Origin of the sequence: Bosea sp. AS-1 (assembly GCF_002220095.1) — a bacterium.
Taxonomy (GTDB): domain Bacteria; phylum Pseudomonadota; class Alphaproteobacteria; order Rhizobiales; family Beijerinckiaceae; genus Allobosea.
Genome location: NZ_CP022372.1, coordinates 746,230 through 758,662 on the forward strand (window position 1 = coordinate 746,230; position 12,433 = coordinate 758,662).

Genomic DNA, 12,433 nt, shown 5'->3' on the forward strand with positions numbered 1-12,433 from the left:
CGTTCTCGCGTCCGAAGGACGCGCGATGATCTGGGCCCCGTGCATCCCCTCGGATGTGAACAGCCCGAAAACCCCGCAGGCCAAGCCTGGACGGGGCTTTCGGCGCGTCGCGTGTCTTCGGCTATTGCAACCTGACCGAGACACTCTCGCTGGCGCCGGTGCCATCGACCACGGAGATGCGCATGAAGCCCTTGCCCGGCGGCTGCCAGGCGGCCTCGCGCCGGCGCAGCGGGCCGGTTACCGGCGCGCCGTCGACCAGCCAGGTGAAGGGGGGTGAGCCGCCCGCCGCCTTCAGATTGAGCTGGCCCTGGCCGTCGAGGCTGTCGGCCGCAAGGTCGATGCGGGCGCCGTCGGGCGGGAAGGCGAGCTTGAGGGCGGGCGTCGCGATGGCGGCGACCGTCTTGGGCACGTCCTGCCGCAGATGCCGCAATGGCGGGGGCAGGTGGTTGGTGCTCGCCACGATCGCGTCGGCCGGCTGCGGGAAGGGGCGGGGATCGATGCCGAGCCGGGCGAAGGCGTCGAACAGGATGGGCGCGGCGACGGCGCGCCCGACGAGGCCGGGAACGGCACCGTTATCGGCCCGGCCGACCCAGACGCCGATGGTGTGCTTGCGGTCGAAGCCGACCGCCCAGGCATCGCGATAGCCATAGGACGTGCCGGTCTTGTAGGCGATGCGGCCCGGTACGGCATTGAGCGGCGGCGGGGCGCCGAGCAGCGTATCGGTGACGTACCAGGCGGCGACCGACTCGACGAGATGGATCGGCGGCATATCGCCGGCCGGTGCCTCTTCGCGGAAGCGCAGCGGAAGCATCTCGCCGCCGCGCGCCAGCCCGACATAGGCGCGGGTCAGATCCTGCAAGGTGATGCCGAGCCCGCCGAGGCCGACTGCGAGGCCGGGCGCGCCGCCCTCCTTGGGCATGGCGATGCTGACGCCGGCATCGCGCAGCCGCGAGAGGAAGCGTTGCGGCCCGAGTGCCGACAGCAGCTCCACCGCCGGCACGTTGAGCGAGAGCTGCAGTGCCTTGCGGGCGCTGACCATGCCCTGGAAGGTCATGTCGAAATTTTCCGGCACATAGGCGCCGTAGCGGGCCGGCCGGTCCTCCAGCATCGTCTCGGGATGGGCGATGCCGTTGTCGAAGGCGAGTGCGTAGATGAAGGGCTTCAGCGCCGAGCCCGGCGAGCGCAGGGCGCGCGTCAGATCGAGCGAGCCGGCGCGCTCGGCGGCGAAGTAGTCGACGCCGCCGACCGAGGCACGGACCGTTCCGGTCTCGTTGTCGACGGCGAGGATCGCGATCGAAACCTGGGGCGCGAGGCCGAGGCTGCGCTCGCGGGCGAGGCCTTCCAGGCTTTTCTGCAGGCGCGCATCGAGGCTGAGCCGATGCACGCGCTGTTCCGGGGCCTCCGCCACGACCTGTTCCGCGACGTGCGGGCTGAGGTTCGGGAAGGGGCGGCGCTCGGTCGGAATCTCCTCCTCGCGCGCGGCGGCTACCTCGCTGGCGGTCGCGATCCCGGCCCGCTCGACGCGGGCGAGCACGCGGGCGCGGGCCTTTCGCGCCGCTTCCGCGAAGCGGTCGGGCCGGCGCGTCTCGGGCGATTGCGGTAGCGCGACGAGCAGGGCGGCCTCGGCGGTGGAGAGCCGCTTCGGCTCCTTGCCGAAATAGGCGAAGCTCGCGGCGCGCACGCCTTCGAGATTGCCGCCGAAGGGGGCGAGGTTGAGATAGAGATCGAGGATCTCATTCTTGCCGAAGCGCCGCTCCAGATCGACGGCGCGCACCGCCTGCCGGAGCTTGGCGGTGAACGTGCGTTCGTCGCGGGGCTCGAGCAGGCGGGCGACCTGCATGGTCAAGGTCGAGCCACCCGAGACGACGCGGCCATGCCGCAGCATCTGGCCAGCAGCGCGCAGCATCCCGAGCGGATCGATGCCAGAATGCGCGTCGAAGCGCTTGTCCTCATAGGCCTTGAGCATTGCGAGGTAGCGCGGGTCGACATCGTCGTTGGTGACGGGGAGCTTCCAGCGACCGTCCGTGGTGAGGAAGGGGCGCAGCAGCTTGCCTTCACGGTCGAGCACCACGGTCGAGCGATCGCTGGCCGCCGAGAGATCGAGCGGCGGCAGGGACCGGACGTAGAGGGCAAGGGCCGCGGTACCGGCAAGGGCAGCGGCGGCGAAAGCGCCGGCCGCGATCTTCAATTTGCGAAAGCGTCGCGATGCCCTCTCCCCGGACGGGAGAGGGCGGTCTGTTTCGCTTCCGGTTTCGGGCTGCGTGTTCACGGGCATCACCGCGCCGCGCTGATCTCCACCGCGCCGAAGCCGGTGCGGCCGAAGCGGTCGGGGCGGTACATGTCCTCGATCACGGCGGCCGGCGCGACATAGCGGCCGGGCGAGACGGCCCGGGCGATATAGGCGACGGTGTAGGCGAGCTTGTCGTTCTTCGAGCCAGAACGCTCGAAGGCCGCGACGAAGCGGTCGTCGCGCGCCTCGGTATGCACGGCTGCGACCTCCTGCTTCAGCCAGTCGAGGCCGGCGGTCGAGGCGCCCTCGGTCAGGTTGGCGTTCTCGATCTCCAGCCCGGCGGGCACCGGATCGACCAGCAGCAGTCGGCCGAAGCGCGGCGCGCCTTCCGACACGGTGAGCGTGACGACATAGCGCTCGTTCTGGCGCAGGCGCGCGGGATCGGCCCGCTCGCCCTTCATCGTGTAGATGACCCGTTCCAGGCCAAAACCCTGGTTCAGGGCCGGCTCCGGCGTTGTGGGAATGCCGGCAACGGTGATGACCGCCTGGGCATTGGCCGCGCCGGGATTGGCGATGGTCAGCGGCTTGGCGTCCAGCGCCTCGGCCGAGACGGTGCGGTAGAAGGCACCCTTGCGGGCCGTGCCATCGACGGTGAGCGACATGCCTTCGGCTTCCTTCGACATCGCCTGCGCCGCCAGCACCATCCACATCTGCTCCTGTGTCGAGGTGTAGCTATAGCGGGCGCTGTTGCGGGTCGCGTCGAGGATCGAGACGGCGCGGCTGACATCGGCGCGCTCGCCATTCGACTCCGCGATCAGCGCGAGCACGCCGGCGCCGTCGCGCAGACGCGAGCCGTAATCGGGGCGCGAGAGCCCGTCGTCGCTCGCCTGTTGGAGCAGGCCGAGCGCGCTGCCGAAGGCGGTGCGGCCGCGGGTGCGGTCGCCCAGCGCCGAAAGTGCCGCGCCGATCTGGGCGCGGGCGAGCGGGGTGGCGAAGTCGCCGAGCTTGTTGTCGGCGAGATAGCGCAGATCACCCATCACCGGCCGGCCGTTGCGGGCAAGCACATAGAGCGCATAGGCGATGCCGGCGGCCTCCTCCTTGTTGATGTCGCCGGTGTTGACGACCTGGTTGCGCAGGCGGTCCAGCGCCATGTTGAAGGCGACCTGCGGCACGTCGAACTTGCGCTCGCGCGCCCGCGTCAGGAAGTCGGTGACGAAGGCGTCGAGCCAGAGATCCTCGCCGCCGACGCTCCACAGGCCGAAGGAGCCGTTGCCGCCCTGGCGGGCGAGTACGCGCTCGATCGCCTTCTGCACGCGCTCATCGGCATTGTCGTCGAGCGCGAGGTTCTCCATCGAGGCGAGCTGGTTGACCGCGAGCAGCGGCAGGGCGCGCGAGACGGTCTGCTCGGTGCAGCCATAGGGATAGCGGTCGAGCGCCTTGAGCAGGGCCGGCACGTCGAGCGAGCCGAAGGGCGAGACCGAGACCGAGACCTGTCCCGAGCCCGGCACCAGATCGGCCGTGAGATCGGAGGAGACGGTGATCGAGCCGCCATTGCCGGGAATGGCCCTGACGATGCGGCGTGCGAGCGTCGCGGCCGAGGGCTGCACCTTGACGGCGAGGTTCTGCACCGTGCCGATGCCGTTCGGCCCGGAGACGCGCACGTCGAATTCGGCGCGGCCGAGGCCGGCGGCGGTGACGGGGATCGTCATCTGCGTCTTGGCGCCGGCTGCGAGCTGCACCGTGCGATGCGTCGCATCGGCAGCGACGAGGACCGGGCCCTTCACGTCGAGATCGACGGTATAGGCGCCGGCCGGCCCCTCGACATTGTCGACCTGGAGATGGAAGCGCGACTGGTCGCCGATGGCGAGGAAGCGCGGCAGCGTCGCCTGCGCCACGATCTGGTCGCGCACGATCACGTCGGCACTGGCCTGGCCGGTGCGGCCGGCCGACCAGGCGACGCCCATGACGCGCACCGTGCCGTTGAACGCCGGCAGATCGAAATCGATCTTCGCCGTGCCGTCGGCCCCGACCTTGACCACGCCGGAATAGCGGGCAAGCGGCTCCTGCGTCGGCTTCTCGCCGTCCATCTGCGGCGCGGCGTCGCCACCGCTGCGGATTGTGCCGCGGGTGCCCTGCATGCCGTCGATCAGGTAGCCGTAGAGATCGCGCAGGTCGTGGCCGAGCTGGCGCTGGCCGAAGAAGAACTTGCTGGGGTCGGGGCTCTCGTAGCGGGTGAGGTTGAGGATGCCGACATCGACGGCCGCGACCGTGACGAAGGCCTTGTCGCCTGCCTTCAGACCGGCGAGCTTGACGGGCAGCGAAAGCGTCGAGAGGGGGCGCACCAGCTTGGGTGCGCCGAGATCGACGGCGAGGGTGCGCTCGTCCTTGCCGATCTGGAACCAGGCGAGGCCGATGGCACGGCCGGGCAGGCGCTTGGCGGCGGTGTCCATCGGGCGATGGGCGAGGACGACGAGATAGGCGCTCGCGCCCCATTCCGATTTCACGGGGATACTGGCGGTGGTGCCGCCCTCGGCGATGTCGATGGTGCGGATATCGGCGAGCTTGTCGCTGATGACCGCGAGCGTCGCCTTGCCGGAGAAGCGCGGCGAGAGGCGGAGCTGCAGGTTCTCGCCATTGGCGTAGGAGGCCTTGTCGAGCGCGACGTCGAGCACGTCCGGCGTATCGGCCGTCTTGTCGCTCTCATAGCCGACGCTGAAGGAGACTGCGGTCGCGGCTTCCTCGGCGCCGTCGGAGGTCACGTCGAGGCGGTAATTGCCCCACTGGACCGGCGCCGCGATCTTGGCCGGCTCCGTCGCGGAGACCGCGACCTCTCCGTCCGAGACGCGCCGCGTGGTGGTGACGCCCTCATAGTTCCAGCGGCCGTCCTTGAAGAACCACTGGTAGTTGCGGCGCACCTTCGAGAGCACCCATTTCACGTTCGGCCGCGCGATGCGCTTGCCGTCACCGGTCGCCATGATGACGTCGAAGGTCGCGGTCTGGTTGTTGCCGAGCTCGCCGTCCTTGAAGGTCTGCTTGACGCCGATGGCCGCGCCCTTGGGCACGATCGGCACGGTGACGGAGCGGGCGATGGCGCGCCCGCCCGGCTCGCCGACGCGCACCGTCATCTCGACTTCGAGCGGCCGGTTGGTCTCGGCCTGCTGGACGGGGTTCGAGATCGTCGCCTTGCCGGCGGTGTCGGTCGTGGTGCTCTCCTCGAACTCGGTCTGGACCGGCTCGAAGGCCTCGTCGGTGAGGCCGACCTGATAATCCTGGAAGCCGGGGATGGCGCTGGCGCCGGCGGCACGCAGCGTCATCGAGCCGGTGACGTCGAGCGCGGAGCCCGGCGCGCCGTAGAGATAGCGCGCATTGACGTCGAGCTCGGCCGGTTGCCCAGCCTGAAGGACAGGCGCCTTGGGCGACAGGGTGAGCTCGAGACGCTCGGGAACATAGTCTTCGACGAGGAAGGAGGTCTCGCCGATGGGCTGCCCCTTCGGGTCGGCATAGGCGAGGATGCGCCAGGTGCCGGTGGCGGCGCCAGAAATGAGCTGGATCGAATGGGCGCGGCCGCCCGCGCCCTGGTCCTCGACCTGGCGGCGGCGATACTCGACGCCGTCGGGGCGCTTGACGACGATGGTCAGCGGCAGGCCGGTGACGGCAGCGCTCTTGGCGTCGCGCAGGAGCGAGGTGAGATAGACCGTCTCGCCCGAGCGGTAGACGCCGCGCTCGGTGTAGAGATAGGCGTCGAGCCCCGCGGGGGCGACGCGGCCCTTCACGCCGCGGTCGGAGAGGTCGAAGGCCGTCAGCTTCAGGTCGAGGAAACCGTAGTCTTCGCCGAGCGCTGCGGTGACGAGGCCCGGCGAATTGCCGCCCTCGCCCTTGGCCAGGCCGGCGTCGAAGCGGGCATAGCCGTTGGCGTCGGTCTTGGCCGTGCCGAGCACCTCGTTGTTGCGGGCGATCAGGCGCAGTTCGGCGTTCGGGATCGGCTTGGCGTCGGCGAGCGAGCGGGCGAGTACATGTACGCCGTCCGGTCCTGAGAAGGAGGTCAGGCCGAGATCGGAGACGACGAACCATTGCGTCGCGCGGGTGGTGCCGTCGTCATAAGAATCGCTGCTGTCGTCGTTTGCCGCCGGTGCGGCACCGCCCGAGGGCTTGGCGAACATGACGTAGACGCCGGGCTTCAGCGTGCCGACCGCCTCGACCACGGGGAAGGCGGTGACCACGTCCTTGTTGAGCTCGGGCTTCACGTCCATCGTGCCGGTCCAGACGCTCTGGCCCTTGTCGCTGGAGATTTGCTTGGCGGAATAGGAGCCGAGCTGGCTGAGGAAGTCCTCGGAATGGACCGAGTTGATCAGGTTGCGGTCGCCGATCCGCATCACCTCGAGATCGAGCTTATTGGTGTTGACCGAGACGACCGGAATGCCCTGCTGGCCGGTGCGCGGTAGCACGTAGTTCTTGCCGGTGAAGCGCACGGAGGGGGTGCGGTCGCGGACATAGATCTCGTAATCGGCGGATTTCAGCAGCGTCTCGTCGGGGATGGCCGAAGGCACGCCCTGGCGGATCACGATGGCGTAGCGCTCGCCATGGCGCAGGCCGTCGACGCAGATCTGGCGCTCCTCGCCGCTGACGGCGAAATCGCCCGAGCCGCCCGAGATCGCAACGTAAGGGGCGAAATCGACATTGCCGCGGGCGAGCGGCTCGGAGAATTCGAAGCAGGCGCGTGGGCTGGCGGCGTCGGAATCGACCTGATTGGCAAGCAGGCGGAAGCCGCGCTTCTCGCGCAGGCTTTCATAAGCGCTTTGCAGCGAGGCGTTGGCGGCAAGGTCGAGGCTGAGGCGATAGGTCGTCAGCGCCGGGCGCCAGAGCTCGTATTTCTCGAAGGTTTGGGCCAGCACGCCGAGGGAGGAGGCCTCGTCGGTGCGGTTGGCGGCGCGCTGGTAGGCGAGATAGGCGGCCGTGATGGCGCGCTCGCGCAACTCCCAGCGCTCGCGATAATCGCGCGGTTCGATGCCGATGGTGGCGCGCGCCATCAGGCGCCAGGCGGCCGCATTGCTCGAATCGGCGACGACGGCGGCATTGGCCAGCGGCAGGGCGCCGCGCGCATCGCCGCGCCCGAGCACGATGTCGCCGGCCCGGACGAGATCGACGACCGAGCGGTTGCCGGCCGTGACCTCGCGCTTCAGCCGCTCCTCCAGCCTCTGCCCGTCGGCCGCGAGATCGTTGCGGACATAGGCCTTCTGGGCGAAGGCCGGTGCCGCCGCGAAGGTCAGGCAGAGCGCGAGCAGGAGGCGGGAAAGCAGGCTCATCGTCGATCCTCTTCGTCGGCCGGAGGCCCCAGCATGGCTGGCGAAGGCTTCGGACCGATGACGGTGCTGAACGGCGGGCAGGCTACCACCGCGGGAATCGGGTGCAAGTCATGCGAGTGAAGGGTGCGCCGGTCCCTGCTGCCGGCCTATGCGTTCCGGTCCGATTTCCTTTGCCGCTTTCGATTGCCGCCTCACGGTTGCAGGGCGGCGCGTTCTGACGCTCAATGCCGCTGCTGTGCCTGCTCGAGAGGACGAGATCATGCTGCCTGCCCGAGGAACCCGACTGCGAATCAAGCCTGCCGGCGCGGCCGCGCTCGGGCTGATGCTGCTGGCGGCTTCGCTTTCGGGAGCGGGGGCGCAGGCGCCGAATCCGCAGATGGTGGCAGCGCAGGCGCGCTTCGAGGCCCTGCCCGAGCCCGAGCGCAAGGCGATACAGACCGATCTGATCTGGACGGGCCAGTTCAACGGCGCGGTCAGCGGCTCGTTCGGCCCGCTGACCTTCAAGGCGATCAATGCGCTGAAGGGCGGGCGCGGGCCGGCCGACGGCATCCTCGCCCCGACCGACCGGGCCGCGCTGGCGAAGGCCGCTCAGGCGGCGCGCGATGCGGCCGGCTTCCGGCTGATCGACGACGACAAGACCGGCGTGCGCATCGGAATTCCCGGCAAGCTCCTGCCGAAGCGCGACGTGACGCCGTCCGGTGGAAGCCGTTGGCAGAGCGTCGACGAGAAGGTGACGCTCGACACCTCCGCCTCGCCGCCAGGCGACGATCTCGCGGCGCTGTTCGAAAAGGCGACCGCCGTCAATCCGAACAGCGCGCGCAAGATCACCTACAAGCTGCTGCGCCCGGATTTCTTCGTCGTCACCGGCGAGACGCCGACCGGACGATTCTATCGCCGGCTTTCGGCTGGGCCGCAGGGCCTGCGCGGCTTCTCGATCGGCTACGACAAGGCATTGGCGCCGACCGTCGACAAGCTCGTCATCGCGATTGCCGCGAGCTTCGAGCCCTTCCCGACGGGGCCGGCTCCGGTGACCGGGGCACCCGTGGCGAGCGCGGCCGGGCCGGCTTCCGCTCCGCCGCTGACGCAGCCCGCGGCGCGCAGCAACGAACGCTACGGTGTCGCGATCCTGCTTTCCGACAAGGTCGCGCTCAGCGCCGCCGCCGCCGTGGATGGTTGCCGTACCCTGCGAGCTGGCAATCGGACAGCCAGGCCGCGGGCCAAGGATGCGAGCGGGCTCATCCTGCTCGACCTCGATGGGGCAGGGGCGGCCAAGCTCCCTGCCCTGGCCGGGCAGGCGCCGGGCGCCGGCGATGCGCTGGTGCTGGTTGCGTTTGGGGACGATGCCGGCAAGCGCGCCGCCCTCGCCTTGCCGGGACAGCTTGCGCGCCCGGCTTCCGGCGCCACGGTCACGGCGCCGCTGCAGCCCGGCCAGGCCGGTAGCCCGGCCTTCGACCGGCAGGGTCGGCTCGTCGGGCTGGTCACCGCCAATCCGTCCGACAAGCAGCTCGTCGCCGGCATTGCGCCGCAGCGTGCCTATGCGCTGGCGGATGTGGCCGCGATCCAGGGCGTGCTGAGCCAGGCTGGGCTGTCGCTGCCGCCTGCTGCGGCCGGGGCCGAACTGAGCACCGGCGCCGTGGTGGAGAAGGCCTCGGGCGCGGTGCTGCCCCTCGTCTGCGGCATCTAACCTCCGCCGAAATGAGCGGTTGTCATGGGTCGTCCGATCGGCTGAGATGACCGCGTTACTGAAGAGCGCCCCGCCACGGGTGAGGAGCGCTCATTTCCTAAAACGATTTAGCGGAGGAACATTGGATATGACGGGCATCGACAGACGTAGTGTGCTCAAAGGCGCTGCGGTGGGGGCCGCCGGCCTGATCGCCGCGCCTGCCATCGCGCAAGCGAACTATCCCTCGCGGCCGCTGACCATGATCTGCCCCTGGGGCGCGGGCGGAGGCACCGATGCGACGGCCCGCATCGTCGCGCAGCTTCTCGAAAAGGACCTCGGCCAGCCGGTCAATGTCGTGAACCGCACTGGCGGCTCGGGCGTCGTCGGCCATTCGGCGATCGCGACTGCGGCGCCGGACGGCTACAATATCGGCATGCTGACGGTCGAGATCGCCATGATGCACCATCAGGGCCTGACCGAGCTGACGCCAGCGAGCTATCTGCCGCTCGCGCTGATGAACGAAGATCCTCCGGGCGTGCAGGTCTCAACCTCCGGTCCCTACAAGGACATCAAGGCGCTGGCCGAAGCGATCAAGGCGGCTCCTCCCGGCAAGCTCAAGGCCTCGGGTACCGGTCAGGGCGGCATCTGGCATCTTGCGCTGATCGGCTGGCTCGTCGCCATGGGGCTGAAGCCCGACCATGTCGCCTGGGTGCCGTCGAACGGCGCGGCTCCGGGCATGCAGGATCTGGCCGCGGGCGGCATCGACATCGTCACCTGCTCGGTGCCGGAAGCGCGCGCGATGATCGACGCCGGCAAGGCGAAGTCGCTGGCGATCATGGCGAGCGAGCGCAACCCGCAGTTCAAGGACGTGCCGACGCTGAACGAGACGCTTGGCATCAACTACTCGATCGGCGCCTGGCGCGGCATCGGCGCGCCCAAGAACCTGCCGCCCGAGATCGCGGCCAAGCTGACTGCAGCGCTGAAGAAGGCGTTCGATTCGAAGGACTACAAGGACTTCATGAACTCGCGCGGCTTCGGCATGAAGTTCGCGGATGGGCCGGGCTTCGCGTCCTTCATGGCCGAGAGCGACAAGTCGATGGCCAGTGCGATGAAAGCCGCCGGGCTGGCCAAGGGCTGACGGCATCCGATCGCGACGCCGGGAGCGAAAGCTCCCGGCGTTTTCGTCTCGACGCTCACCGAACATCCAGGGAGGTTGCCCCGTGCAACTGTCCGACCGCATTTCCGGCTCCGTCATTGCCGCATTGGGAGCCACTGCCTTCATCTATGGCTCGAAGCTGCCGCCGGTTCCCGGCCAGCAGGTCGGGCCCTCCGCCTTTCCGATGGTCATCGGCGCCGGTCTGGTGATCTGCGGCGCAGCGATCATCTTCGGCATCGGGCGCCATTTCGAGGAGGTCGCCGAGGCTGACGTCGTCACTCATTCGGCGCCCGAGACGCTCGAGCCGGTGGCGCCTTGGCGCAACTGGCTCGCCCTGCTGCCGCCGGCCCTGCTCGCCTTCTACGCGCTCGTCTCCGAGACGCTCGGCTTCCTGCCGACGGCGGCGATCATGGTGCTGATCTGCAGCCTCGCCTTCGGCGCCAGGCCGAAGCTCGCCGTGCCGCTGGCGATCATCGCGCCCTTCGCGATCAACCTGATCTTCCTGAAGCTGCTGCGCGTGCCTCTGCCGGGCGGCATCCTGCCGTTCCCGTGGTGAGGGCTCGACCATGCTGAACACGGTCATCCACGCTTTCGGGCTGGTTTTCCAATTCGATGTGATGGTCGCCATTGTCGCGTCCGCCTTCTACGGGCTGACGGTCGGCGCGCTGCCGGGCCTCTCGGCCACGATGGCGACGGCGCTGCTCGTGCCGGTCACCTTTTACCTCTCGCCGATCGCGGCGATCGCGACGATCATCACGGCCTCGGCGATGGCGATCTTCTCCGGCGACATTCCAGGCTGCCTGCTGCGCATCCCTGGCACGCCGGCCTCGGCTGCCTATACGGATGAAGCCTATGCGATGACGCGCAAGGGCCAGGCGGAGACGGCGCTCGGCATCTGCCTCTGGTTCTCGGCGCTCGGCGGCATCGCCGGCACGCTCTCGCTGATGCTGATTGCGCCATTGCTCGCCGAGATGGCGCTGTCCTTCTCGACCTATGAGAATTTCTGGCTCGCCATGCTCGGCCTGATGTGCTCGACGCTGGTGGCGCGCTCCTCGCCGATCAAGGCGATCGCGGCGATGCTGCTCGGCCTGCTGATCACCTGCATCGGCATCGACAATCCCGGTGGCGTGCCGCGCTTCACCTTTGGCTCGACCGATCTGCTCGGCGGCATCGAGGTGATTCCGGCGCTGGTCGGCGTCTTCGCGCTGGCCGAGGTGATGCGCTCGTTGACCGAGCGCGACCCGCCGAAGATCGAGAACCGGCGCCTCGGCTCGATCCTCAAGGGCCAGTGGCAGCTCACCAAGGAATATCCGAAGCAGCAGACGCGCGGGAACATCGTCGGCATCATCATCGGCGTGTTGCCCGGCGCCGGCGCCGATATGGCGGCCTGGGTCAGCTACGCCATGGCCAAGCGCTTCTCGAAGACGCCGGAGAAGTTCGGCACCGGTCATCCGGAAGGGCTGATCGAGGCCGGCGCGTCCAACAACGCCTCGCTCGCCTCGGGCTGGGTGCCAGCGCTGCTCTTCGGCATTCCCGGCGATACGATCACGGCCATCGCCATCGGCGTGCTCTACATGAAGGGACTGAATCCCGGGCCGACGCTGTTCACCACGCAGGCTGAGAGCATGTACGCGCTCTACATCATCTTCATCCTCGGCAATATCATCATGATCCCCTTCGGCATCATCATGATCCGGCTGGCGAGCCGTGTCGTCGGGGCGCCGCGCGCGGCGGTGATGCCGGTGATCATGATCTTCTGCGCAGTGGGGGCCTTCGCCACGGCAGGTAACAACCTGTTCGCGGTCTGGTGCGTCGCGATCTTCGGCCTGATCGGCTTTGTGATGGAGAAGAACGGCTATCCGGTCGCGGCGATGGTGCTCGGCATCGTCATGGGCACGATGGTGGAGCAGAACTTCGTGACGTCGCTGATCAAGTCGGACGGCTCGGTGCTGCCCTTCTTCGAGCGTCCCGTGTCCTCGGTACTGGCGGCGATGACCTTCGCGGCGCTGCTCTGGCCGGTGTTCTCCTGGACGCGCGACTGGCTCAGGGGCCGCAGGGCGGTGGCGGCCTGAGGGTCGCCA

The 12,433-nt window shown here is 68.9% G+C and carries 6 protein-coding genes; 4 read left to right on the plus strand and 2 right to left on the minus strand.

All coding sequences use genetic code 11. The features are described 5' to 3' along the window. Positions 1-121: 121 nt before the first annotated feature. Positions 122-2,275 (minus strand): penicillin-binding protein 1C, encoded by a 2,154-nt coding sequence (pbpC, locus tag CE453_RS05240; RefSeq protein ID WP_089173622.1) that lies wholly within the window; start codon positions 2,273-2,275, stop codon positions 122-124. After that, positions 2,275-7,533, minus strand: a complete 5,259-nt coding sequence (locus CE453_RS05245) for an alpha-2-macroglobulin family protein (protein WP_089173623.1) — start codon at positions 7,531-7,533, stop codon at positions 2,275-2,277. Before CE453_RS05245 ends, pbpC begins: the two co-directional genes overlap by 1 nt. A 259-nt stretch (positions 7,534-7,792) precedes the next feature. On the opposite strand from CE453_RS05245, the gene CE453_RS05250 reads away from it, so the two are divergent. The 4 genes from CE453_RS05250 to CE453_RS05265 all read left to right on the plus strand — a co-directional run bounded on the left by CE453_RS05250 (position 7,793) and on the right by CE453_RS05265 (position 12,424). Further along, positions 7,793-9,217 carry a serine protease family protein gene (locus CE453_RS05250; protein WP_157732904.1) on the plus strand — a complete coding sequence of 475 codons (1,425 nt, stop codon included), beginning with the start codon at positions 7,793-7,795 and terminating at the stop codon, positions 9,215-9,217. Positions 9,218-9,344: 127 nt separating this feature from the next. Continuing rightward, a complete protein-coding gene (locus CE453_RS05255) occupies positions 9,345-10,334 on the plus strand; it encodes a Bug family tripartite tricarboxylate transporter substrate binding protein (RefSeq protein ID WP_089173625.1) in 990 nt (329 codons plus the stop codon). Positions 10,335-10,416: 82 nt separating this feature from the next. Continuing rightward, the gene (locus CE453_RS05260) at positions 10,417-10,908 is read left to right on the plus strand and encodes a tripartite tricarboxylate transporter TctB family protein (RefSeq protein ID WP_089173626.1); all 492 of its coding nucleotides are present in this window, start codon (positions 10,417-10,419) and stop codon (positions 10,906-10,908) included. Between the two features lie 10 nt (positions 10,909-10,918). Beyond that, positions 10,919-12,424, plus strand: a complete 1,506-nt coding sequence (locus CE453_RS05265) for a tripartite tricarboxylate transporter permease (RefSeq protein ID WP_089173627.1) — start codon at positions 10,919-10,921, stop codon at positions 12,422-12,424. The last annotated feature ends 9 nt before the right edge of the window (positions 12,425-12,433 follow it).